A 21675-nucleotide genomic window follows, 5' to 3' on the forward strand; every position below is an offset into this window, starting at 1 on the left:
GAGGGCCATGATACCCGAGCGCCCGCAGCGGACAGTGCAAACGCGGCGGCCCCGGCACCCTTTCCGTCTGGCGGAAGGGCCCGGGGCCGCGTTCGCGAACAACCGAGTTCAGTGGACGAGATGCGCCCGGTCTGCCCACATGCGTTCGAGTCGGGCCTTGGCCAGCAGTTTTTCCTTCTTCATGCTGGCCAGGGTCATGTCGTCGATGGGCAGCACGCCGATGTCGGCGTCGTGCACCTTGCTGTCGAGTTCCCTGTGATGCTGGTAAAGCCGCCGGAATTCCGCATCGGCCTTCATCAATGCCTCGACATCATCACGCTGCTGGTTTTCAAACATGGTCCGACCTCCTCGCGAGTTGACGTGCGGACGCTACCGGCCGTCCGCAGACGGTGAACCGGGGCGCGCACCCTCGATCCGCGCCGGAATCCCGGATGCGGAGGAAGCTTTCGAAGCGAGGAATGCGTGCATGGTTCGGTCAATGACCCACGGGGTCGGGATGCCCCGTGGGACTTTGACCCTACTCCCCCGCCAGAGGGGGTGCAAGCGTTTCGAGGGCACTTTCGAGAAGCGTGGAAAGTTCCGTAAAAAACTGCCAAAACAGTCTTTTACATCCACTCAACGACTTTCTTCCGCGACCCTAACGGGGTTCGGAAACGACCGCTCAGCGATGCTGGCCGGACGGCTTGGCATCGGTCGCGGAAGGCTTGTCCGCGCTTTCCATCTGCGAGCGCAACGCCTTGGCGGCCTGGGCCGCCAGCTCGGCCTGCCGCTTGGCGGCGCGTGCCACCTTGCTCTGCGCCGCAGCCAGCTTCTTCGCCCGATCCGCTTCGGCCCGGGCCTGGTCGGCCGCCTGCGAATACTCCAGCCCTTGCGCCTGCAGCCGGGCCGCCTCCTCCTGCGCCAGCTGGTATTGCAGGCGCTGCCGCTCCAGCTCGCGCCGGGCCAGCTCCGCATCACGGCGACTGTTGTCCAGCAGGATCTGGTCGTGTTCGCGGTCGAGCTGGGTCAGCTTGACCTGGGCGTCCTGCACCTGGGCGGCAGTCTTGGCCAGGTCGACGCGACGTTCGGCCAGATAGAGCGCATGCGGCCGTTCGCGCGAGCCGGCCTGGGCCAGCCGGTTGATGGCGTCGCGGGCACGGGCCTGTTCGGCCTGGGCGTAGGCGCCAAGGCTGGGATCGCTGGCGAGCTGGTTGAGGCTGCCGGTCAGGCGGTTGATGTCGATGTCGTCCTGGCGGGCATGGGCCGAACCCAGCGTAGCCAACGCCAGCGCGATGGTGGCGAGGATGATGGCGGAATGCCTCATGGCTGACCTCCCGCGGGGTCCACCGCAGGCTGTTGTGCGTTGTCCGGCACGGTCTGGAAACCGTCACCGGCCGGCGCGGACAGCGCCGAGGACGGCGGTGCCGGCATGTCTTCGGTGGGCTGGGCGGCGCTGGGGGAAGGCGCCGGAGCAGGCGCCTCGGCCGCCGCGGTCGCGGCCTCGCCCTGGGCCCGCAGGCGGCTGTTTTCCTGCATCTTGCTCTGGATCTGGGCGCGCGCTGCGCCCAGGCGGGCCTTGGCCTGGGCCAGTTCCGCGTCGGCGCGGGATTCCTCGGCCAGGTTCGCCGCGTCGGCGTACTTGCGTTCGGCCATGGCCGACTGCGCCAGCTGGAACTTGTCCTGGGCAAACCCGAGGTCCACCGGCGCATAATCGGCCGCGCCGGCGTCGCGAGCCATCTGCAGCTGGGTCTGTGCCATGTTCATCGAGTCATTGGGCGGCGGCACCGAGGCGCAGCCAGCCACGAACAGGGCCAGGACCAGGGCGATCAGAACGGTGCGGCCGGGCCGGAAATGTCCGGCCGGCAGGGAAAAGATGTGCATCACATTCCTCATGGTGTGTCGCAGCGTATTGTGGGCGGGCATAATCCATCATTGCAACGCGCATTTCGCAAACTAGGGGTTTTTCGTGGACATCGGTTACTTCCTCAAGCTTATGGTAGACAAGGGCGCGTCGGACATGTTCCTGTCCACGGGGGCCCCGGTGAATATCAAGGTCGAGGGCAAACTGTATCCGCTGGGCAATACCGGCCTTCCCAGCGGCATGGTCAAGAAGATCGCCTACTCGCTGATGGACGAAGGCCAGGTGCCCCAGTTCGAGCGCGACCTTGAATTGAACATGGCGCTGGCGGTGAAGGAAGCCGGGCGCTTCCGCATCAACGTGTTCAAGCAGCGCGGCGAAGTGGGCATGGTGATCCGCGCGATCAAGAGCGAGATTCCCAGCATCGAGCAGCTGCAGCTGCCGAAGATCTTCCGCGACCTGATCATGGAGCCGCGCGGCCTGATCCTGGTGGTCGGCGCCACCGGCTCGGGCAAGTCGACCACGCTGGCGGCGATGCTCGACCACCGCAACACGAATTCCTCCGGCCACATCCTCACCATCGAGGATCCGATCGAGTACCTGCACCGGCACAAGAAGTCGATCGTCAACCAGCGCGAGGTGGGCCTGGACACCCACACCTATCACGAGGCCCTGAAGAACGCGATGCGCGAGGCGCCGGACGTGATCATGATCGGCGAGATCCGCGACACCGACACCATGGAGGCGGCGATCGCCTTCTCCGAGACCGGCCACCTGTGCCTGGCCACGCTGCACTCGAACAACGCCGACCAGACGCTGGAACGCATCCTCAACTTCTTCCCCGAATCGGCGCACAAGAACGTGCTGATGAACCTGGCGCTGAACCTGCGCGCGGTGATCAGCCAGCGCCTGGTGATCGGCAAGGACGGCCGGCGCATTCCCGCCGCCGAGGTGCTGCTGAACACCCCGCTGATCCGCGACATGATCCGCCGCGGCCAGACCCACGAGATCAAGGAGGCGATGGACCGCAGCCTGCAGGAAGGCATGCAGACCTTCGACCAGTCACTGTACCGCCTGTACAAGGAAGGCCGCGTGGACCTGGACGAAGCGCTCAACAAGTCCGACTCGCGCGACGGCCTGGCCCTGAAGATCCGCCTGGCCGAAGGCGGCACCAGCGACGAGGAACTGGCCGGCAACGACCCGTACGGGATGGGCTTCTAGAAAAGCGCCCCATGGCCGCCGCAAAACCCCTTCTCCCCGCCGGGGAGACAAATCGGCAGGATTGCCGATTTGCACGGCGACAGCCGCCCGAAGGGTGAGGGCCAAGGATGGCCCGAATGCAGGTGGCCCGAAGGGTCGGATGAGGGGTCACGGTTGCGGCAGATCCCCACCCCCGACAAAGCGATCGCGCACAAGGTGCGCTCCTGCACGTTCTCAAGGCGCGTCCGGCTGAGCCTCCGGCGCAGCCCGCTGGAAGGCTTCCAGCTCGTTGCAGGCGCGGTGGATGCGCGCGATGGTGGGGTAGTCGTCCATCGGCAGTTTCCAGCGCAGCGCGTTGTATACCTGCGGAATCAGGCAGGCGTCGGCCATGCTCGGCGTCTCGCCGTGGCAATAGCGGCCCGTCGCGGCGCTGTCGGACAGCTGCTCCTCGATCGCCTTGAAACCCACGGCCATCCAGTGACGCGACCAGGTCGCGCGCTGTTCCTCGCTGGCCCCGAATTCGGCTTCCAGCTGTTGCAGGACACGCAGGTTGCCCAATGGATGGATGTCGCAGGTGACCGCCATCGCCAGCGCCCTGACCTGGGCGCGACCGCGGGCGTCCACCGGCAGCAGGGCCGTTTCCAGTTCCGGGTGCATCTCGTCCAGGTATTCCATGATCGCCAGTGACTGGGTGATCACCCGATCGCCATCGAGCAGGCACGGCACCATTTCCTGCGGGTTGAGTGCCTTGAAGGCCGGCGCATGCTGCTGACCGCCGTCCTGCACCAGGTGCACCGGCCGGGTTTCGTACTCCAGCCCCTTGAGGTTGAGCGCGATGCGCACGCGATAGGCGGCGCTGGAGCGCCAGTAGCTGTAGAGCACCAGACCGGTGGCCATGAGCAGTCCCCCTCTGCACGATGATGGCAAGCAGGCGACAGTGTGGCCCGGGCCGGGCCGGCCCGCAACGCCCCGTCGCCGGTGCCCCGGTTTGCATCGACACGACCGGGACCGGACAATACCCGGCTGCCGCCGTTCGCGGTGAACCCCGACCACCACTGGAGTCCTGCCGTGTCCGTCACCCGCATGAGCGACCTCGATTTGCGCGACCAGCGCGTGCTGATCCGCGAAGACCTGAACGTGCCGTTCGACGACCACGGCCAGATCACCTCGACCCAGCGCCTCGACGCCGCCCTGCCAACCATCCGGGCCGCCCGCGATGCCGGCGCCCGGGTCATGGTGATGTCGCACCTGGGCCGACCCAAGGAAGGCCAGTTCGACGCCGAGTCCTCGCTGGCTCCGGTGGCGCTGTGGCTCGGCGGCAAGCTGGATCAGCCGGTGCGGCTGGTTTCCGACTACCTGGCCGCCGGCGTCGAGGTCGGCCCCGGCGAGGTCGTGCTGCTGGAAAACTGCCGCATGAATGTCGGCGAGGGCAAGGACGACGAAGCGCTGGCGAAGCAGTATGCGGCGCTGTGCGACATCTTCGTGATGGATGCCTTCGGCACTGCACACCGCGCCCAGGCCTCGACCCACGGCGTGATCAGGTATGCCCCGGTCGCCGCCGCCGGCCCGCTGCTGTGCGCCGAGCTCGACGCGCTGGGCAAGGCGCTGGAACATCCGGCCCACCCGCTGCTGGCGATCGTGGCCGGTTCGAAGGTGTCGACCAAGCTGACCCTGCTGGACAACCTGATCGGCAAGGTCGACCAGTTGATCGTGGGCGGCGGCATCGCCAACACCTTCATCGCGGCGATGGGCCACTCGGTCGGCAACTCGCTGGTGGAGATGGACCTGATCGACGCGGCGAAGAAGGTGCTGGCCGACGCGAAGCGACGTGGCGCCGAAGTGCCGATGCCGGTCGACGTGGTGGTGGCACCGACCTTCTCCGCCCAGGCGCCGGCCACGGTGAAACCGGTCGACCAGGTCGGACCGGACGAGATGATCCTCGACATCGGCCCGCAAACCGCGGAGATCTACGCCGCGCTGATCGCCAAGGCCGGCACCGTGGTGTGGAACGGTCCGGTCGGCGTGTTCGAGTTCGACGCCTTCGGCAAGGGCACCGAGACCCTGGCCCGCGCGATCGCCGCGTCGGACGCGTTCTCGATCGCCGGCGGCGGCGACACCCTGGCCGCGGTCGACAAGTACGGCATCGCCGACCAGGTTTCCTACATCTCCACCGGCGGCGGCGCGTTCCTGGAATTCCTCGAAGGCAAGGAACTGCCCGCAGTCACCGCATTGAAGGCGCGGGCCGCCAAGTAATGCTCTGCCTGTTCGACCTCGACGGCACCCTGATCGATTCCGAGCATGGCATCACCGCCTGCGTGAGACACGCGCTGGCCCGGCTCGACGTGCCGGCGCCCGCGCACGAGGACCTGCGTCGCTGGATCGGTCCGCCGCTGCGGCACAGCTTTGCGCCCTTGCTGGATCACGATCCCGAGCGGATCGAGGCGGCGGTGGATTACTACCACGAGCGTTTCAACACGCTGGGCTGGCGGGAACACGAGATCTATCCGGGCATCGAGGCGCTGATCGAACGGCTGCTCGGCGCCGGCCACCGACTCGCCGTGGTCACCAGCAAGCCGCACCGCCATGCCGCGCCGATCATCGCCCACCTGCCGTTCGGCGACGCCTTCCTGCGCCTGTACGGCCCGCATCCGGGCAGCGCACACAGCGAGAAGGCCTCGATGATCGCCGAGGCGCTGGCGGACTTCGACAGCGACCCGGCAGACGCCGTGATGATCGGCGACCGCCACTTCGACATCGACGGCGCAGTGGCCAACCGCGTGCGCGGCTTCGGCGTGCTGTGGGGCTTCGGCAACCGCGAGGAACTGGAGCAGGCCGGCGCCAGCGCGATCGCGGCGACACCGGACGACCTGGCCCGGCTGCTGCTCGCCTGAGCTTGCCGGCGCGTAAAAAAAGCCGCGGCATGCCGCGGCTTTTTTTGTGGAGAAGCCCGCGCTCAGCGCACGACGCGCTTCACTGCATCGATCACGTGCGACACGGTGAAACCGAAGTGCTCGAACAGCTGCGGCGCCGGCGCGGAGGCACCGAACGTGGTCATGCCGATGACCTCGCCGTCCAGGCCCACGTACTTGCACCAGAAGTCGGCGGTCGCCGCTTCCACCGCCACGCGGGCTCGGCACCAACCGGGCAGCACGCCTTCGCGGTATTCCAGTGGCTGCGCGTCGAACACCTCGGTGCACGGCATCGACACCACGCGCACGGCCACGCCCTGCTGGGCCAGCGCGCGCGAGGCTTCCATGGCCAGTTCCACTTCCGAGCCGGTGGCGATCAGGATGGCCTGGAACTTCGTGTCCAGCGGATCGGACAGCACGTAGCCGCCGCGCTGGATGTCGGCGACCTGCTGCTCGCTGCGCTGCTGATGCTTGAGGTTCTGCCGCGAGAAGATCAGGCACGACGGCGCGCCCTTGCGCTCGATCGCCGCCTTCCACGACGCGGCCGATTCCACCGCGTCGCACGGACGCCACAACTGGTTGTTCGGGATGTAGCGCAGGCTGGCCATGTGCTCGACCGGCTGGTGGGTCGGACCGTCCTCGCCCAAGCCGATCGAGTCGTGGGTATAGACGTGGATCGCGTGCGCCGGGATAAGCGCGCTCATGCGCACCGCGTTGCGCGCGTAGTCGGAGAACACCAGGAAGGTCGCGTCGTACGGGATGAAGCCGCCGTGCAGGGCAAGACCATTCGCGATCGCGGTCATGCCGAACTCGCGCACGCCGTAGTAGACGTAGTTGCCCTTGCCGCCGGCGCTGTCGCCGTTGCCGGCGTCGAGGCTGCCCTTCCACTTGGTGAGGTTGGAGCCGGCCAGGTCGGCCGAGCCGCCGATCAGTTCGGGCAGCAGCGGGCCGAACGCGTCCAGCGTCATCTGCGAGGCCTTGCGCGAGGCCACTTCCGGGCCTTCGGCCTGCAACTTCGCGATATACGCCTGCGACTTTTCCGCCCAGTCGGCGGGCAGCTCGCCGGCGAGGCGGCGCTTGAACTCGGCGGCCAGCTCCGGATGCGCGGCGGCGTACTTCGCGAACGCGTCGTTCCAGCCCTGCTCGGCCTCATTACCTGACTTTTTGTGATCCCAGCCGGCGTAGATCTCGGTCGGGATTTCGAACGGGGCGTACTTCCAGCCCAGCTGTTCGCGGGCGGCGGCGATCTCGTCCTTGCCCAGCGGGGCGCCGTGGCTTTCTTCCTTGCCCTGCTTGTGCGGCGCGCCGAAACCGATGATGGTCTTCGCGCAGATCAGGGTGGGCTTGTCGTGCTGCGCCGTGGCGGCAGCAATCGCCTTGCTGATCGCCTCGGCGTCGTGCCCGTCGACGCCGCGGATCACGTTCCAGCCGTAGGCCTCGAAGCGCGCCGGAGTGTCGTCGGTGAACCAGCCGTGCACTTCGCCGTCGATCGAGATGCCATTGTCGTCATAGATCGCCACCAGCTTGCCCAGCTGCCAGGTGCCGGCCAGCGAGGCGACTTCGTGCGAGATGCCCTCCATCAGGCAGCCGTCGCCGAGGAAGACGTAGGTGTGGTGATCGACCACTTCGTGGCCGTCACGGTTGAAGTGCGCCGCCAGCACCTTCTCCGCCAGCGCGAAGCCGACGGCGTTGGCCAGGCCCTGGCCCAGCGGGCCGGTGGTGGTTTCCACTCCCGGCGTTTCGCTGGCTTCCGGATGGCCGGCAGTCTTCGAATGCAGCTGGCGGAAGCGCTTCAGCTGCTCCATCGGCAGGTCGAAGCCGGTCAGGTGCAGCAGCGCGTACTGCAGCATCGAGCCGTGACCGTTGGACAGCACGAAGCGATCGCGGTTGAACCACTTGGGGTTGGCCGGATTGAACTTCAGGAAATCGTTCCACAGCACCTCGGCGATGTCGGCCATGCCCATGGGCATGCCCGGATGACCGGACTTGGCCGCCTCCACGGCGTCCATGGCAAGGGCGCGCACGGCGTTGGCGAGTTCGCGGCGGGTGGTCATCGGCAGTCTCCGGCGGGTGCAAAACATCTATTGTCGCCGATCGACCGTGCGCTGTCGTCTGCGGCTTTCCGATTAATCACCGCTTAACCCCGACACCCCACGGTTCGGCAAGCTTCAGTCTCGACCCACTATCAATGTGCCCGCAGCGCCATCCCCGAGCGCTGCCCGACCCGTGCGTTTCGCTGAACGCGCCGTGGTCCGGATCAAAGAAGAGGAATCCCCATGAACAAGCATCTATTCGCACTCGCCATCACCACCACTGCACTTTGCACAGTCCCGGTCTTTGCCCAGGACATCCAGTCCACGACCGGCACGACCGACGCCGCCACCAGCGGCAACTTCCAGCCCGGCCAGCCAATCGGCAGCGGCAACTGGTTCCTCAACGGCAGTGTCGGCCAGGCCCATATGCGCGTCGGCCCCTATAACGACCACCCGACGACCTACGCCATCAACGGCGGCTACCGCTGGAAGGTCGGCCCGGATGTCGGCCTCGGCGTGGAGGTCGGCTACAACGACCTAGGCAACTTCAAGCTGAAGAACGCCTTCAACAGCAACGACGTCAACCTGACCGACCGCCGCAACGCGCTGCGCGGCTGGACCGCCGGGGTCAACGGCAAGATCAACGTGTGGCAGGGGCTGTATGTCAGCGGCCGGGCCGGCGTGTATGGCTGGAAGGGCCACGGCTACGCCAACCAGGACATCAACCGGCATGACCTCGACCAGGTCGACTGGTATGCCGGCGTGGGCACGGGCTACGACTTCAACCCGCATTTCAGCCTGGGCTTGTCTTACGACTACTACCGCGCCAACAAGGATCGGGTCGGCCTGACCTCGGACACGGCCTCGCTGACCGCCGAGTACCGCTTCTGATCCGTCCCGAACCGTTTTCGTTAACGCCGGCTTAATACTGAACTAATCGGTATTGAATCTTTCCCGGCCCGACCCATCTAAGTCTCCGTGTCGCCGGCCACCTTGGACAGCGCACCACCAGCAGCGGCCATTCCCCCATCGGGCCGACTGCCATGACAACAAACTGGAGAAGCTCCATGAAAATGAACAAGACCCTGATCGCCCTCGCCCTGGCCACTGCTGGCGTGTTCGCCGGCCCCGCCGTGTTCGCGCAGAGCGCGCCCACCCACAATGACGGCTGGTTCATCAACGGCAACGTCGGCCAGACCTCGATCAACCATGGTGCGTACGACGACAACGACACCGGCTATGGCATCAACGGCGGTTACCGTTGGGCGGTGAGCCCGTCGGTCGCGCTGGGCGCCGAGGTCGGTTACAACGATCTGGGCAACATCCACGCCAAGAACATCTTCAACAGCCAGCCGGTGGTCGAGGATGGCAAGTCGCAGCTGCACGGCTGGACGGCCGGCGTCAACGGCCACTTCAATGTCACCCCGAACTGGTACGTCAGCGCCCGCGGCGGCATCTACGGCTGGAAGGGCCACGGCCTCAGCAACGACGCCAACCCGGTTCGCAAGGGCCTGGACGACACCAGCTGGTACGCCGGTGCCGGCGTGGGTTACGACTTCAGCAACAACGTCAGTGTCGGCCTGAACTACGACTACTACGACGCGAAGAAGGACCGCGTGGACCTCAGCACCGACATGGTCTCGGTCAGCGCCGAATATCGCTTCTGATCGGTTGTCGGCTCAAGGTAAAAAAACGGGCGCCGCGAGGCGCCCGTTCTCTTTGTAGCGTGCTGCTTCCCGCGATCACCGACGATCGCGGGAATTCGACCTCAGCCCTTCCACTGACCCAGCGCCGCCAGCCCGTTGTCACGGGCGCGGGCGTGCACGGTTTTCTGGGCGTCGGCGTAGTTCGCCTTCATGTCCTTCGCCCACAGCTTCAGCGCGGCCTGCTGCATCGCGCGGCCGTAGGAGAACGACAGCGGCCACGGATGCGGACCGATCTGGTTCATCGCGTTGAGGTGGGCGGTGGACTGCTCGTCGGTCTGGCCGCCGGAAAGGAACACGATGCCCGGCAGCGAGGCCGGCACGGTGGACTTCAGCACGCGCACGGTGGCCTCGGCCACTTCCTCGACGTCGACCTGCTCGTCCGAGTCCTTGCCCGGGATGACCATGCTGATCTTCAGGATGGTGCCTTCCAGCATCACGTTCTGCTCGTACAGCGCGTTGAACAGGCTGCGCAGCACGGCCTCGTGCACTTCGTAGCTGACCTCGATGCTGTGGTCGCCGTCCATGATCACTTCGGGCTCGACCATCGGCACCAGGCCCGCTTCCTGGCACAGCGCCGCATAGCGCGCCAGCACGTGGCAGTTCGCCTCGATCGCGGTGGAGCTGGGGTTTTCTTCGGTGATGTTGATCACCGCGCGCCACTTGGCGAACTGCGCGCCGAGCTTGGCGTATTCCTGCAGGCGTTCACGCAGGCCGTCGAGGCCTTCGGTGACGACGTCGCCGGGGAAGCCGGCCAGCGGCTGCGGGCCCTTGTCGACCTTGATGCCGGGGATGATGCCCAGCTTCTTCATGACCTGGGTGAACGGCACGCCGTCCCTGGTCGACTGGCGGATCGTCTCGTCGTACAGGATCGCGCCGGAGATGTGCTCGTTCAGGCCCGGCGTGGTCAGCAGCAGCTCGCGGTAGGCGCGACGGTTCTCCTCGGTGTTCTCGATGCCGACGGCCTCGAAACGCTTCCGGATGGTGTTGGTCGACTCGTCGATGGCGATGATGCCCTTGCCGGGCGCGACCATCGCCAGGGCGATGCTTTCGAGATCTTCAATACTCATGACGACTCCGTGGTGCGGCCGGCTTCACGCCCGCACATGGTTGAAGCCGCCTCGAAGACGAAGCGGCATGGTTCAAAACGGCAATTATAGGCCAGATTCACCGGCCGGCGCGTCAGACGGCCCCGCAGCGGCCCGCGACCGCCTCAGGGCGTGTAGCCGGGCAGCTTGCAGGCATCCATCAGCTGCTGGCGCTGGGCCGGGTCCTTGGGCGCGTTGAACGGCACGATGTAATAGGTGGCCACCGGCTCACCGATGCGGTTGTTCAGCGACGGGCCGTAGCGGAAGTTGGAAACCGCGCTGCGCGCGACCGGCCCCAGGTCGCTCTTGGGCACCACCTTGACCACCTGCACGTTCATCGGCACGCCGTCCGAACCGACCGTATACGTCACCGCCGCGCAGCCGGGCTTGTCCAGGTTCAATCCCGTATTGGGCACATCCATCTGCACCTGGGTGTTGAGCAGGATCCAGTAGCGATAGAGGTCCTGCTGGTCGATCTTGCGCGCCTGGCCCTGGGCGAACACCGGGGCGACGACGCCAAGCGCCAATGCCAGCAACAGTCCTTGGCGCAACGGGCGGAAATGGGTCTTCATGGCGTTTCTCCAGCACGGGTGGGCAGTTCAAGTTTAGTCGACCGCTTGTTCAGCGACAGTCAGCACGACCCGGCCAGACAGCAAGCCGTCAGCATCACAGGTCGCGCAGGCACTCCACCATGCCGTCGCTGCCGACCGAAAGCAGCTTCAGCGTATTGGTGCCGCCGCCCTGGCCGACGTGGTCGCCCTGGGTCAGCACCACGCGATCGCCTTCCTGCAGGCGACCTTCGGCGAACAACTGCTGCACCGCCGAGCGTGCGGTGGCGACCGAAGTCAGGCCCTCGTGGGAGAACGCCACCGGCTGCACGTCGCGCAACAGCAACATGCGCCGACGCGAGCCGGCCATCGGCGACAGGGCAAAGATGGGTACGGCGCTGCCGTAGCGCGACAGCCATTGCGCGGTGGCGCCGGATTCGGTCAGCGCCACGATCGCCCGCACGTCGAGCTGGCTGGCCAGCATCATCGCGGCCAGCGCGATCGCCTGGTCGGTGCGATCGAGCATGTGGCCGGTGGCGGTCAGGTCCTCCTTCGGCTCGAACTGGCGTTCGGCGCCCAGGCAGATCCGGCGCATCGCGGCCACCGCCTTGTCCGGATGCGCGCCGGCGGCGGTTTCCTCCGACAGCATCACCGCGTCGGTGCCGTCGATCACCGCGTTGGCCACGTCGAGCACTTCGGCCCGGGTGGGGATCGGCGAACGCACCATCGACTGCAGCATCTGCGTGGCGGTGATCACCGCGCGGTTGCGCTGCACCGACTCGCGGATGATCTTCTTCTGCAGGCCGGGCAGCTCGGCGTCGCCGATCTCCACGCCAAGGTCGCCGCGCGCCACCATCACCACGTCGGACGCGTCGATGATTTCGCCCAGCACGGGGATCGCATCGGCGCGCTCGATCTTCGCCACCAGCGCGGCGTTGCCGCCGGCCTCGTGCAGCAGGCGGCGCGCCTGGTGCATGTCCTCGGCCGAACGGACGAACGAGATCGCCAGGAAGTCCGCACCGATCTCGGCGGCCAGCTTGATGTCGGACTTGTCCTTGTCCGACAGCGCCGTCACCGACAGTCCGCCGCCCTGGCGGTTGAGTCCCTTGCGGTTGGACAGCCTGCCGCCGATCAGCACCTGGCAGCGTACCTCGGCGCCGACCACGTCCAGCACGGTCAGCGCGACGAGTCCGTCGTCCAGCAGCAGCACGTCGCCGGCCTGCACGTCGCCGGGCAGGCCGTAATAACTCACGCCCACGCGCGAGGCGTCGCCGGGCGGCGCATCGGGCCGGCAATCCAGCACGAAGGGCGCGCCATCGGCCAGCTCCACCGGCCCGTTGGCGAACGTCTCGATGCGGATCTTCGGGCCTTGCAGGTCGGCCAGGATGCCCACCTCGCAACCGGCTTCGCTGGCTGCGGCACGCACCGCATTGGCGCGCGCCCGATGATCATCGGGCTGGCCGTGCGACAGATTCAGGCGTACCACGTTGACGCCTTCGGCGATGACTCGCGCCAGCATGCCCGGCGCGTCGGTGGCGGGACCGAGGGTGGCGACGATCTTGGTACGGCGCAGCGGATTCTCGTTCATGGGTCGAGGCTAGCAGATGAATGGCAGCGCGCCACCCCCATGCATTCGTATGCATGAAGACGGTGACGCGGACGGACGGCTATTTGCCCAGGGCGAGGTTCAGTACCGCCGCCAGCCGACGGCCGGCCTGGCGCAGGCGCAGCTCCGCCTCGGGCAGCTCGGCCCGGACGTAGGCCTTGTCGATCGCATGCCCGGACGGATAGAAGCCCGGCTCGGCGGTGATCCGGCAGGATTCCTCGGCCCACTGGGCGTAGGGGTTGTCCAGCGGGGCGATCGGCGCGGGCAGCGCGACCGGCACGGCGGAATCCAGCCGCTCCGCGTACTGCTGCCAGTCCAGGTCGCGGCTGTAGAGCATGCTCGAATCCCACACCTTGTGCAGGTTGCTGCCCTTGCCCTCGAACTGCACCTGGAAGGTGTTGCCACCCTTGTCGTCGCGATAGCCGGCATGCAGCGGCTGGTGGATGTCGCCGACAAAATGCACCACGAATTTCAGCGCGTTGCGCCGCGCCTTGTCGTTCTGGCTGCGGTCGCCCAGCACGCCGACGTAATACTGCAGGGCCGACACCACACAGTTGCCCTTGCCGCAATCGCGCGGCGGCACGTAGTCGCAGGCGCTGCCGCCGCGGAAATTGATGTAGTGCTGGCCGCGGGTCTGCTTCCACAAGGCCGCCATCGCCGGATCGTCCTGCATCTGGTCCGGCCAGTTGGCGATGTCGGCCAGCGAACTGGTGTGCTCCGGCGCCAGCAGGCGCACGACCTCGGCTTCGGCGGCGGGACTCAGGTGGCGCTGCGCCAGTTCGGCCACCACGCTGTGACCCAGCGGCCCCCATGCCTGTGCCGGCGCGATGACGAGACAGGCCAGAAAGACGGCGGCGCGGCGGGCGAAGCTCATGGTGGTTGATCCGGCGGAATGATGTCCGCAGCATGCCACAGACGGCTGCGGCTTTTTGCCGCTCGCCGTGCCCCGTGCACGGCGCCAGCCGGTGCCATGCCATGCGGCCTCTCCCGGCCTGCCGCGGCGGTCGGGCAACCCGGGCGGATTGGCTGTAAAATGGCCGTTTCCCGGCCGCTGCCGCGGCCTTGCCTGCCATCCCCAAGAGAGGACGTTCACTCATGACCATCAAGGTCGGCATCAACGGCTTCGGCCGCATCGGTCGCAACGTGCTGCGCTCTGCCGTGCAGAACTTCGGCAACGATATCGAGATCGTGGCGATCAACGACCTGCTGGAGCCGGACTACCTTGCCTACATGCTGAGCTACGACTCCGTGCACGGCCGCTTCAAGGGCGACGTGAAGATCGTGGACGGCCACCTGGTTATCAACGGCAAGACCATCCGCCTGACCCAGGAACGCGACCCGACCAACCTGAAGTGGAATGAAGTGAACGCCGACGTGGTGATCGAGTCCACCGGCCTGTTCCTGACCAAGGAAACCGCGCAGAAGCACATCGACGCGGGCGCGAAGAAGGTGATCCTGTCCGCGCCGTCCAAGGACGACACGCCGATGTTCGTCTACGGCGTCAACGACAAGACCTACAAGGGCGAGGCGATCATCTCCAACGCCAGCTGCACCACCAACTGCCTGGCGCCGATCGCCAAGGTGCTCAACGACAAGTGGGGCATCAAGCGCGGCCTGATGACAACCGTGCACGCGGCCACGGCCACCCAGAAGACCGTCGACGGCCCCAGCAACAAGGACTGGCGCGGCGGTCGCGGCATCCTGGAAAACATCATCCCGTCCTCCACCGGCGCGGCCAAGGCGGTCGGCGTGGTGATCCCCGAGCTCAACAAGAAGCTCACCGGCATGAGCTTCCGCGTGCCGACCTCGGACGTCTCGGTGGTCGACCTCACCGTCGAGCTGGAAAAGGACGCCAGCTACGCCGAGATCTGCGCCGAGATGAAGGCGCAGTCGGAAGGCGCGTTGAAGGGCATCCTCGGCTATACCGAAGACAAGGTCGTGGCCACCGACTTCCGCGGTGAGACCTGCACCTCGGTGTTCGACGCCGACGCCGGCATCGCCCTGGACAGCACTTTCGTCAAGCTGGTCAGCTGGTACGACAACGAGTGGGGCTATTCGAACAAGTGCCTGGAAATGGTGCGCGTCATCGCGAAGTAATCCGCTGATTCGCAGACACCGAAGCCCGCGCCGATCCTGGTCGGCGCGGGCTTTTTCATGTGCGATCGAAAATCAGCGTGTCTCCGCCCGCGCGTCCGCACGGACACCAAGCCAGCCCTTGATCGAAGCGATCACCAGCGGGATGGCGCCGAAGCCGATGAAGATCAGGTCACCGGGCAGGCGCAGCCATTCGACCAGGTGCGAACGCGGCATCGCCACGTACTCGGCGCTGCGCGCATGCCAGTAGCCGTGCTTCAGCACGTCCCACAACTGCATCACGCCACTGGGAAACAGACTCATCAGGATCATCAGCATCAGTCCGATGTTGGTGCCCCAGAACGCCACCCTGACGTACTTCTCGATACCGGGCCACCGCGCGTCGCTGCTGGCCTGACGCAGGCAGAACACCATCAGCGCGACGGCCAGCATGCCGAACACGCCCATCAGCGCCGCATGGCCATGGGTCGGCGTGATCTGCGTGCCCACTTCGTAGTAGCTGACGATCGGCAGGTTGAGGAAGAAGCCGAACATGCCCGCGCCGACGAAGTTCCAGAAGCCCACCGCCATCAGGAAATAGAACGTCCACTTGTGCGGCACCGCCACGGCCTTGCCGCACACGTCGCAATCGCCGCGGGTGGTGCGCACGAAGTCCCAGGCGTCCAGCGTCAGCAAGGTCAGCGGCACCACTTCGAGTACCGAGAACAGCGCCGAAAGCGACATGTTGAAGTTCGTGTGGCCAGTGAAATACCAGTGGTGCCCGGTGCCGATCAGGCCGCCCAGGAAATACAGGATGGCGTCCAGGTAGATCACGCGCAAAGCCACGTTGCGCCGGGTCAGGCCCAGTTGATAGAAGGTCAGCGCCACGATGGTCGTGGCGAAGAACTCGAAGAAGCCCTCGACCCACAGATGGATGATCCAGAAGCGCCAGGTATCGACCACCGTGTAATTGGTCTTGGCGCCAAAAAACAACGCCGGCACGTAGAACACCGGAATGGCGACCGCGGCGAACATGAACATTTTCGCCAGCGGTCGGGCGGCCACGTTGGCCACTGCGCGCGGTCGCGCCAGCACCCACAGGATGGCGAACCAGACCAGCAGACCAACCACCAGCAGGTATTGCCATACGCGTCCGAGCTCGAGGTACTCCCAGCCCTGGTCGCCAAGCCAGAACCACAGATTGCCCAGCTTCTGCTCGATGCCGGCCCAGACCCCGAGCAGGCTGCCGCCGATGACCACCACGAAGGCCGCAAACAGCACGTGCACCCAGCCGGCCAGCCAGCGCGGCTCGTCATCCGGCGCGCGCAACGAGCGGCCAAGGAACAGGGCGGCAGCCACATATGCCGTGGCGATCCAGAAGATCGCGGTTTGCAGATGCCAGGTGCGCAGCAGGTTGCTGGGGAAGATGTTCTCCAGCTGGAAACCGTAGAAGCTGCCCGGATCGGCACGGAAATGCGCCACGCCGCCGCCGACCAGGGTCTGCATCAGGAACAGCAGCGCCACCACCACGAAGAACTTCACCAGCGCACGCTGCCCCCGGCTGGACTGACCCGGCAGCAGCTGCGGGTGCACGTGATGGCCGCGACTGATCCAGCCGAGGTAGTCGAACTTGCCGAATGCCAGCAGCACGGTCGCGATGCCCGCCAGCAGCACCAGCAGGCTCAGCGCGCTCCACAGCAGTGCGCTGCCGGTGGCCACGTTGCCCACGCTCGGGTCGTAGGGAAAGTTGTTGGTATACGACGCATCCGTGCCGGGCCGCGTCGCCACCGAAGCCCACGCCGCCCAGGTCACGAAGGCGGTGAACTGGTGCAGCTCCGCGGGGTCGGTGATCAGGTTCGGCTTGAGCCCGCCATTCTTCGTCGAGTCCCTGAAGTAATCCGTCCAGTAGGCAACCTGCCGCCGGTAGGCGACGGCCTCGGGTTCGATCAGCCGCAGCACGCCGCTCTGCGCGTCGTAGCGGTTGGCTTTCAGGGTCACCGCCGTTTCGGCATGCACCGCGGCCTGCTGCCGGGCATCCAGCGCAGCCACCGGTTTCCCGTACTGCGTGCCGGCAATCGCCGCGGCGGTGTCTTCGCCCAGCCGATGCAACGCCTCGGCAGAGTAGTCGGGCCCCAGGTAGGCGCCGTGTCCCCAGATGCTGCCGTTGTCCATCAGCCCGTACTTGAGGAACACCGCCTGGCCATCGCCGATGTCGTCGCCGCTGAACAGCACCCCGCCCTGGGCGTCGACCACCTGTGTGGGAATCGGTGGCGCATTGCGGTAGGCGAGCAAGGTGACGGCAAGCAATCCGGCGAAACCGATCACCATCACCAGCGCCACCGTTCGCAGCCACCACGGCGACAACTCGGTATCGTCTTCGGTCAAGGGTTGTGCGGCTTCATTCATCGCTACTTTCTCCGGCAAGGCGAGAGAATGCGGGCCGATGCGACGAAAGATCGCATGATCATGAGCATGACCATGCCGGTTGGGCCCGCGCGCAAGCATCGATGCGACGACCCCACTCCCCTGCCGTCGCGCCGAGCCGTCCCACCATAAACCTTTTCTTTTCGCGTCGCCCGTATCGGCGCGGAGCCAATGAGGTCAGCGTTGCAGCAGCGGCAGCTTGTCCGGCACGCCGTCCCACTTCGCGGCGTCCTCCATCGCCGGGATCTTGCTGGTCAGCACCGGCCATTCGCGCGCCAGCTCGGCGTTGATCGACATGAAGATCTCCTGCCCCGCCGGCACGTCGAGCTCGGGGAAGATCGCGCCGACCGGGCACTCCTCCACGCACAGCGTGCAGTCGATGCATTCGTCGGGATCAATCACCAGGAAATTGGGACCGGCGTGGAAGCAGTCCACCGGACATACCTCGACGCAATCGGTGTGCTTGCAGTTGATGCAGTTTTCGGTGACGACGTGCGTCATCTTGCCTCCTTCCGACGCCTGCCGGTGTGTCGCTAGAGTGTCCGGGACGGATAGTGCGAAAGCCATGATCCAGGTCAGTGCCGATGACGCACCGCCATCGCAGAATTCACCCGATTCCCAACTTCCCCAAGGAGCAACCCATGATGCGCAAATTGATTGCCATTGCCCTGCTCGGCCTGCTGTCCACTCCGCTGATGGCCGCCGAATGCGCGACCACGGTCGAGGCGAACGACGCCATGCAGTACAACACCAAGACGATCACCGTACCCAAGACCTGCAAGTCGTTCAAGGTCACCCTGAAGCACACCGGCAAGCTGCCGGCCACCGCGATGGGGCACAACTGGGTGCTGTCGCACGCCAGCGACGAAGCGGGCGTGATTTCCGACGGCATGAAGGCCGGCGCGGGCAGCAGCTACGAAAAGCCGGGTGACGCGCGCATCATCGCGCACACCAAGCTGATCGGCGGCGGCGAATCCGATGTCGCCACCATCGACGTGGCCAAGCTGAAGGCCGGCGAGCAGTACGCGTTCTTCTGCACCTTCCCCGGCCATGCCGCGCTGATGAAGGGCACCTTGAGCCTGGGCCAGTAAGCTCCTTGGACCAGCGACGCATCCGGCCGCCATGGCCGGGTGCGTTTTTTGTTGGTGCCGGCATCACGCAGCGCTCCACGCACGGATCTACCATGTCCCGCATGAACCCGCAGTCGACCCTCGATGAAACCGCCCTGGCCAGGCTGGTCGACCACTTCTACGAGAAGGTGCGGCGCGATGCGCAGATCGGCCCGATCTTCAACGCGGCCGTGCATGACTGGAACGAGCACAAGCGCCTGCTCACCTCGTTCTGGGCCTCGGTGGCGCTGCGTGCCGGCAGCTATCGCGGCAACCCGATGGGCGCACACCGGCCCCACCCGATCCGCGCCGAACACTTCGACCGCTGGCTGGCGCTGTGGCGAGAAACCTGCGCGGAAGAACTGGACGAAACCGCCGCCGCCACGATGCTGGAATACGCCGAGCGCATCGGCCGCAGCCTGAAATACGGGCTGGGCCTCCCTCCCCAGGCTCAGCCGTTCGGCGTGCCGATCGTCGGCATCGAGCGTTGAAGCAAACCCGGGTTGCCACAGGGTGGGCGCTGCCCGTCCTGCGACAACCCCGTGCGACCTGGCTCAGGCCAGCGCTTTCAACGCCGCGTCGTAGTCCGGTTCGTGGCCGATCTCGCTGACCAGCTCGGCGTGGATGACCTTGTTGCGTTCGTCCAGCACCACCACCGCACGCGCGGCCAATCCCGCCAGCGGTCCGCTGGCGATCGCCACGCCGTAGTCGTTGAGGAACTGGCGGCCGCGCATCAGCGACAGGTTGATCACCTTGTCCAGTCCTTCGGCGCCGCAGAAGCGCGCCTGCGCAAACGGCAGGTCGGCCGAGATGCACAGCACCACGGTGTTGTCGAGCTGGCCGGCCAGCTCGTTGAAGCGGCGCACCGAGGTGGCGCACACGCCGGTGTCGATGCTGGGGAAGATGTTCAGCACCTTGCGCTTGCCGGCATGGCTCGACAGCGTCACGTCGGACAGGTCGCCGCCGACCAGGCTGAAGGCCGGCGCGGTCGAACCTGGCGCTGGAAACTGGCCGTCGACGCTGATCGGCTGGCCCTTGAATGTGACTGCGGACATCGTGCACCTCGTTGCTGGATGGATGGCTACAAGTAGAACATGGTCTTGGCCAGGAACACGATGCCGACCATCAAGCCCAGCACGATGCGATGGGTATGCCTGAAGCGACAGACGTCCATCTTGCCGCTGCGCATCGCCCACATCGCGTTGACGAACACTCCCAGCACGCCGAACGCCAGCAGCACCTTGAGCAGCAGCCAGTTGCCGAAGCGGCTGCCGACGCACTCCAGCCCGCCGCAGCGGATATCGAACAGGACGCCGCCGCTGACGAACAGCAGGATCACCACCACCGGCATGAAACGGCGCACCCGCGCCATCACCGCCTTCTCGATGCGCTGCATGGTGGCGATGTCGAAATGCCGATGCAGCGCTTCGAGCACCACCACCTCGAAGGTCACCGCGCCGACGAAGACGATCGCGCAGGACAGATGCAACAGCACGATCCACGGATACCAGGCACTCATGCGCACTCTCCGGAAACATGCGCCCGAGTCTGCGCGTGAGCGCCGCAAGTCGCGCTGACATGGATCAACCCGCGTTGCCGCCCTGCGCTCAGAGCCTTTGGTTTTCTTCTATCGCACGTCCGGTACATGCCCGGACGTGCTCACGTGAATCAGTCACTTGCGTGACCGATCCACGTCCGGCCATCGGGCAACTGCTCCTGCGTTGCCTCAATTCGGGCATCCATGCCCTCGCCATGGCCGGGCTTCGAGGTTGGAAAAATCACAACCTCTCAGCCCTGCGGCGTGGCCGCCACCAGCTTGCGGATCGCCTCGACGAAGGCCGGGTCAAGCTTGCCGATGCGGGTGGTGCGCGCGGCGATGCGGCCGTCGCTGTCCAGCAGGATCAGTTCGCTGCTGTGGTTGAATTCCTTGTCCGGCAGCTGCCGGTACTGCAGGCCCAGCACGCCGGACAGCTGGCGCACCTGTGCCGGCTCGGCCCGCGCCAGGGTCCAGATGCGCGAATCCAGCTTGCGCTTGTCGGCGTAGTTGCGCAGCGTGGCCACGTCGTCACGCGCGGGGTCGAAGCTCACCGCCAGCAGGTCGATCCGGGCACGGGTGGCCGGGTCCAGTGCATTGCGGGTCAGCCGCATGCTGTCGATGATCATCGGGCAGACCATCTGGCACGAGGTGTAGAACATGGTGACCAGTTGCGGCCGGCCGCGTCGCTCGGCCAGATTCTGTCGATGGCCGTCCTGATCGGTCAGCTGCACCGAGAGGTTGTAGACCGAATCGCCGGGCAGCGGCGCGGCGGCATCGGTGGCGTTCGCGGCGCCGATCAGCAGCCACATCGCAAGCAGGGACAACAGACGTTTCATGTGCAGGCCTCATTCGGACTTCGCGCAGCGGAAGCCCATGTTGTTGGTGGTGTTGGCGGCCTTGAGCGCGGACAGCATCGCAATGCGCATCAGCACCGCGTAGTTTTCCTTTTCCTGCAGGCTGATCGCGCCCGCGCCGCAGAACTTCAGCAGGTCCGGATCGCCCTGGTCGCGGCTGTCGCTGGCAACCATCAAGGCGTTGAAGTCGTCCACCCACTCCCACACCAGCCCGTTGATGTCCCGCACGCCATAGACGTTGGCGATCCCGCCCACGTCGGGCAGGGCCGAGTTGGACGGCCGCGCATACCAGCCCAGGATGCTTTCGCGCCAGGCCGGATCGGCGCGGGCATCGCGGCGGGTGGCGTCGGCCGCCGCCGCGTATTCCCATTCGTACCAGCTGGGCAGGCGCGCGTTCTCGCTCTCGCAATAGGCTTGCGCCGCAAACCAGCTGACCCGGGTCACCGGCTGGCGCGGCAGCGCCGTGTCACCCAATGCATCGGCGCTGCCCCACTGGGTGAGGTAGCGGGCATCGGCGAGGATGCTCGCCACCTTGTCACGTCGCCACTCGGGGTGTTTCTTCACGAAGGCCAGGAACTCGCCGTTGGTGACCAGTTCGGTGCGCAGGCGAAACGGTGCCACCTGCGCCGGCGCCGCCTTGCCATCGGCCGGCAATACGCTGGTGAAGGTACCGCCAGGCAGGGCGACGTAGTCCGCCGCCGCTGCCGGCAGTGCCAGCATCAGGCCCAGGACGAACAGCAGGCCTGCGCGCATC

The 21675-nt window shown here is 66.2% G+C and carries 23 protein-coding genes; 8 read left to right on the forward strand and 15 right to left on the reverse strand.

Going from position 1 to position 21675, the window contains the following annotated elements; genetic code table 11:
- Positions 1 to 108 precede the first annotated feature (108 nt).
- From ABNK63_RS14225 to ABNK63_RS14235, 3 genes are all read right to left on the reverse strand, one after another.
- Positions 109 to 336, reverse strand: coding sequence for a YdcH family protein (locus ABNK63_RS14225; RefSeq protein WP_007807544.1), 228 nt, complete (start codon positions 334 to 336; stop codon positions 109 to 111).
- 325 nt (positions 337 to 661) lie between these two features.
- Positions 662 to 1303 (reverse strand): hypothetical protein, encoded by a 642-nt coding sequence (locus tag ABNK63_RS14230; protein ID WP_325127951.1) that lies wholly within the window; start codon positions 1301 to 1303, stop codon positions 662 to 664.
- Positions 1300 to 1860 (reverse strand): DUF4398 domain-containing protein, encoded by a 561-nt coding sequence (locus ABNK63_RS14235; protein ID WP_350015993.1) that lies wholly within the window; start codon positions 1858 to 1860, stop codon positions 1300 to 1302. The genes ABNK63_RS14230 and ABNK63_RS14235 overlap by 4 nt, the downstream gene beginning before the upstream one ends.
- An 85-nt stretch (positions 1861 to 1945) precedes the next feature.
- Between ABNK63_RS14235 and ABNK63_RS14240 the strand changes: the two genes are divergently transcribed.
- Positions 1946 to 3058 carry a PilT/PilU family type 4a pilus ATPase gene (locus ABNK63_RS14240; protein ID WP_007807540.1) on the forward strand — a complete coding sequence of 371 codons (1113 nt, stop codon included), beginning with the start codon at positions 1946 to 1948 and terminating at the stop codon, positions 3056 to 3058.
- A gap of 213 nt (positions 3059 to 3271) precedes the next feature.
- Here ABNK63_RS14240 and maiA read toward each other — a convergent pair whose 3' ends face one another.
- Complete coding sequence (gene maiA / locus ABNK63_RS14245; protein WP_350015994.1) at positions 3272 to 3934, reverse strand: maleylacetoacetate isomerase; 663 nt, start codon at positions 3932 to 3934, stop codon at positions 3272 to 3274.
- Between the two features lie 171 nt (positions 3935 to 4105).
- Between maiA and ABNK63_RS14250 the strand changes: the two genes are divergently transcribed.
- Both ABNK63_RS14250 and ABNK63_RS14255 read left to right on the forward strand, forming a co-directional pair.
- On the forward strand, positions 4106 to 5290 hold the full coding sequence (locus ABNK63_RS14250) for a phosphoglycerate kinase (protein WP_007807536.1): 1185 nt from the start codon (positions 4106 to 4108) through the stop codon (positions 5288 to 5290).
- A complete protein-coding gene (locus ABNK63_RS14255) occupies positions 5290 to 5928 on the forward strand; it encodes an HAD hydrolase-like protein (protein WP_350015995.1) in 639 nt (212 codons plus the stop codon). Before ABNK63_RS14250 ends, ABNK63_RS14255 begins: the two co-directional genes overlap by 1 nt.
- A 62-nt stretch (positions 5929 to 5990) precedes the next feature.
- Here ABNK63_RS14255 and tkt read toward each other — a convergent pair whose 3' ends face one another.
- Positions 5991 to 8000, reverse strand: coding sequence for a transketolase (tkt, locus tag ABNK63_RS14260; RefSeq protein ID WP_007807532.1), 2010 nt, complete (start codon positions 7998 to 8000; stop codon positions 5991 to 5993).
- A gap of 222 nt (positions 8001 to 8222) precedes the next feature.
- On the opposite strand from tkt, the gene ABNK63_RS14265 reads away from it, so the two are divergent.
- The gene (locus tag ABNK63_RS14265) at positions 8223 to 8870 is read left to right on the forward strand and encodes an outer membrane beta-barrel protein (protein WP_350015996.1); all 648 of its coding nucleotides are present in this window, start codon (positions 8223 to 8225) and stop codon (positions 8868 to 8870) included.
- A gap of 176 nt (positions 8871 to 9046) precedes the next feature.
- The gene (locus ABNK63_RS14270) at positions 9047 to 9646 is read left to right on the forward strand and encodes a porin family protein (RefSeq protein WP_007807528.1); all 600 of its coding nucleotides are present in this window, start codon (positions 9047 to 9049) and stop codon (positions 9644 to 9646) included.
- Positions 9647 to 9747: 101 nt separating this feature from the next.
- Here the strand turns inward: ABNK63_RS14270 and ABNK63_RS14275 are convergent, their stop codons facing one another.
- The 4 genes from ABNK63_RS14275 to ABNK63_RS14290 form a co-directional block, all read right to left on the reverse strand.
- Positions 9748 to 10752, reverse strand: coding sequence for a class I fructose-bisphosphate aldolase (locus ABNK63_RS14275; RefSeq protein WP_007807526.1), 1005 nt, complete (start codon positions 10750 to 10752; stop codon positions 9748 to 9750).
- A gap of 143 nt (positions 10753 to 10895) precedes the next feature.
- Entirely contained in the window at positions 10896 to 11342 is a 447-nt protein-coding gene (locus ABNK63_RS14280; protein ID WP_007807524.1) for an energy transducer TonB, read from the reverse strand.
- A 94-nt stretch (positions 11343 to 11436) separates the two neighbouring features.
- The gene (gene pyk, locus ABNK63_RS14285; RefSeq protein WP_350015997.1) at positions 11437 to 12906 is read right to left on the reverse strand and encodes a pyruvate kinase; all 1470 of its coding nucleotides are present in this window, start codon (positions 12904 to 12906) and stop codon (positions 11437 to 11439) included.
- Between the two features lie 79 nt (positions 12907 to 12985).
- On the reverse strand, positions 12986 to 13798 hold the full coding sequence (locus ABNK63_RS14290) for a S1/P1 nuclease (RefSeq protein ID WP_350015998.1): 813 nt from the start codon (positions 13796 to 13798) through the stop codon (positions 12986 to 12988).
- A 221-nt stretch (positions 13799 to 14019) separates the two neighbouring features.
- Between ABNK63_RS14290 and gap the strand changes: the two genes are divergently transcribed.
- Positions 14020 to 15021, forward strand: a complete 1002-nt coding sequence (gene gap, locus ABNK63_RS14295; protein ID WP_350015999.1) for a type I glyceraldehyde-3-phosphate dehydrogenase — start codon at positions 14020 to 14022, stop codon at positions 15019 to 15021.
- Between the two features lie 72 nt (positions 15022 to 15093).
- Here the strand turns inward: gap and ABNK63_RS14300 are convergent, their stop codons facing one another.
- On the reverse strand, positions 15094 to 17403 hold the full coding sequence (locus ABNK63_RS14300) for a cbb3-type cytochrome c oxidase subunit I (RefSeq protein ID WP_007807515.1): 2310 nt from the start codon (positions 17401 to 17403) through the stop codon (positions 15094 to 15096).
- Positions 17404 to 17598: 195 nt separating this feature from the next.
- Positions 17599 to 17922, reverse strand: a complete 324-nt coding sequence (gene fdxA / locus ABNK63_RS14305; protein ID WP_056713957.1) for a ferredoxin FdxA — start codon at positions 17920 to 17922, stop codon at positions 17599 to 17601.
- A gap of 143 nt (positions 17923 to 18065) precedes the next feature.
- Here fdxA and azu point away from each other — a divergent pair, with 143 nt between their 5' ends.
- Together azu and ABNK63_RS14315 are read left to right on the forward strand one after the other, a co-directional pair.
- Positions 18066 to 18512 (forward strand): azurin, encoded by a 447-nt coding sequence (gene azu, locus ABNK63_RS14310; RefSeq protein WP_040673172.1) that lies wholly within the window; start codon positions 18066 to 18068, stop codon positions 18510 to 18512.
- 101 nt (positions 18513 to 18613) lie between these two features.
- Entirely contained in the window at positions 18614 to 19021 is a 408-nt protein-coding gene (locus ABNK63_RS14315; RefSeq protein ID WP_007807510.1) for a group III truncated hemoglobin, read from the forward strand.
- Positions 19022 to 19084: 63 nt separating this feature from the next.
- Here the strand turns inward: ABNK63_RS14315 and tpx are convergent, their stop codons facing one another.
- From tpx to ABNK63_RS14335, 4 genes are all read right to left on the reverse strand, one after another.
- The gene (tpx, locus tag ABNK63_RS14320; protein ID WP_350016000.1) at positions 19085 to 19585 is read right to left on the reverse strand and encodes a thiol peroxidase; all 501 of its coding nucleotides are present in this window, start codon (positions 19583 to 19585) and stop codon (positions 19085 to 19087) included.
- A 26-nt stretch (positions 19586 to 19611) separates the two neighbouring features.
- Entirely contained in the window at positions 19612 to 20049 is a 438-nt protein-coding gene (locus tag ABNK63_RS14325) for a hypothetical protein (RefSeq protein ID WP_350016002.1), read from the reverse strand.
- 269 nt (positions 20050 to 20318) lie between these two features.
- Positions 20319 to 20903 carry an SCO family protein gene (locus ABNK63_RS14330; protein WP_040673160.1) on the reverse strand — a complete coding sequence of 195 codons (585 nt, stop codon included), beginning with the start codon at positions 20901 to 20903 and terminating at the stop codon, positions 20319 to 20321.
- A gap of 9 nt (positions 20904 to 20912) precedes the next feature.
- Entirely contained in the window at positions 20913 to 21674 is a 762-nt protein-coding gene (locus ABNK63_RS14335) for a formylglycine-generating enzyme family protein (RefSeq protein WP_007807491.1), read from the reverse strand.
- Position 21675: the final 1 nt, after the last annotated feature.

It is taken from the genome of Rhodanobacter sp. IGA1.0, assembly GCF_040208325.1.
Taxonomy (GTDB): Bacteria; Pseudomonadota; Gammaproteobacteria; order Xanthomonadales; family Rhodanobacteraceae; genus Rhodanobacter; species Rhodanobacter spathiphylli.

What these genes read in the sequence shown, in the direction of transcription:
- ABNK63_RS14225 (WP_007807544.1), bottom strand. Translation starts at nt 336, where the DNA reads ATGTTTGAAAACCAGCAGCGTGATGATGTCGAGGCATTGATGAAGGCC.
- ABNK63_RS14230 (WP_325127951.1), bottom strand. Translation starts at nt 1,303, where the DNA reads ATGAGGCATTCCGCCATCATCCTCGCCACCATCGCGCTGGCGTTGGCT.
- ABNK63_RS14235 (WP_350015993.1), bottom strand. Translation starts at nt 1,860, where the DNA reads ATGCACATCTTTTCCCTGCCGGCCGGACATTTCCGGCCCGGCCGCACC.
- maiA (WP_350015994.1), bottom strand. Translation starts at nt 3,934, where the DNA reads ATGGCCACCGGTCTGGTGCTCTACAGCTACTGGCGCTCCAGCGCCGCC.
- ABNK63_RS14255 (WP_350015995.1), top strand. Translation starts at nt 5,290, where the DNA reads ATGCTCTGCCTGTTCGACCTCGACGGCACCCTGATCGATTCCGAGCAT.
- tkt (WP_007807532.1), bottom strand. Translation starts at nt 8,000, where the DNA reads ATGACCACCCGCCGCGAACTCGCCAACGCCGTGCGCGCCCTTGCCATG.
- ABNK63_RS14265 (WP_350015996.1), top strand. Translation starts at nt 8,223, where the DNA reads ATGAACAAGCATCTATTCGCACTCGCCATCACCACCACTGCACTTTGC.
- ABNK63_RS14270 (WP_007807528.1), top strand. Translation starts at nt 9,047, where the DNA reads ATGAAAATGAACAAGACCCTGATCGCCCTCGCCCTGGCCACTGCTGGC.
- ABNK63_RS14275 (WP_007807526.1), bottom strand. Translation starts at nt 10,752, where the DNA reads ATGAGTATTGAAGATCTCGAAAGCATCGCCCTGGCGATGGTCGCGCCC.
- ABNK63_RS14280 (WP_007807524.1), bottom strand. Translation starts at nt 11,342, where the DNA reads ATGAAGACCCATTTCCGCCCGTTGCGCCAAGGACTGTTGCTGGCATTG.
- pyk (WP_350015997.1), bottom strand. Translation starts at nt 12,906, where the DNA reads ATGAACGAGAATCCGCTGCGCCGTACCAAGATCGTCGCCACCCTCGGT.
- ABNK63_RS14290 (WP_350015998.1), bottom strand. Translation starts at nt 13,798, where the DNA reads ATGAGCTTCGCCCGCCGCGCCGCCGTCTTTCTGGCCTGTCTCGTCATC.
- gap (WP_350015999.1), top strand. Translation starts at nt 14,020, where the DNA reads ATGACCATCAAGGTCGGCATCAACGGCTTCGGCCGCATCGGTCGCAAC.
- ABNK63_RS14300 (WP_007807515.1), bottom strand. Translation starts at nt 17,403, where the DNA reads ATGAATGAAGCCGCACAACCCTTGACCGAAGACGATACCGAGTTGTCG.
- fdxA (WP_056713957.1), bottom strand. Translation starts at nt 17,922, where the DNA reads ATGACGCACGTCGTCACCGAAAACTGCATCAACTGCAAGCACACCGAT.
- azu (WP_040673172.1), top strand. Translation starts at nt 18,066, where the DNA reads ATGCGCAAATTGATTGCCATTGCCCTGCTCGGCCTGCTGTCCACTCCG.
- ABNK63_RS14315 (WP_007807510.1), top strand. Translation starts at nt 18,614, where the DNA reads ATGAACCCGCAGTCGACCCTCGATGAAACCGCCCTGGCCAGGCTGGTC.
- tpx (WP_350016000.1), bottom strand. Translation starts at nt 19,585, where the DNA reads ATGTCCGCAGTCACATTCAAGGGCCAGCCGATCAGCGTCGACGGCCAG.
- ABNK63_RS14325 (WP_350016002.1), bottom strand. Translation starts at nt 20,049, where the DNA reads ATGAGTGCCTGGTATCCGTGGATCGTGCTGTTGCATCTGTCCTGCGCG.
- ABNK63_RS14330 (WP_040673160.1), bottom strand. Translation starts at nt 20,903, where the DNA reads ATGAAACGTCTGTTGTCCCTGCTTGCGATGTGGCTGCTGATCGGCGCC.
- ABNK63_RS14335 (WP_007807491.1), bottom strand. Translation starts at nt 21,674, where the DNA reads ATGCGCGCAGGCCTGCTGTTCGTCCTGGGCCTGATGCTGGCACTGCCG.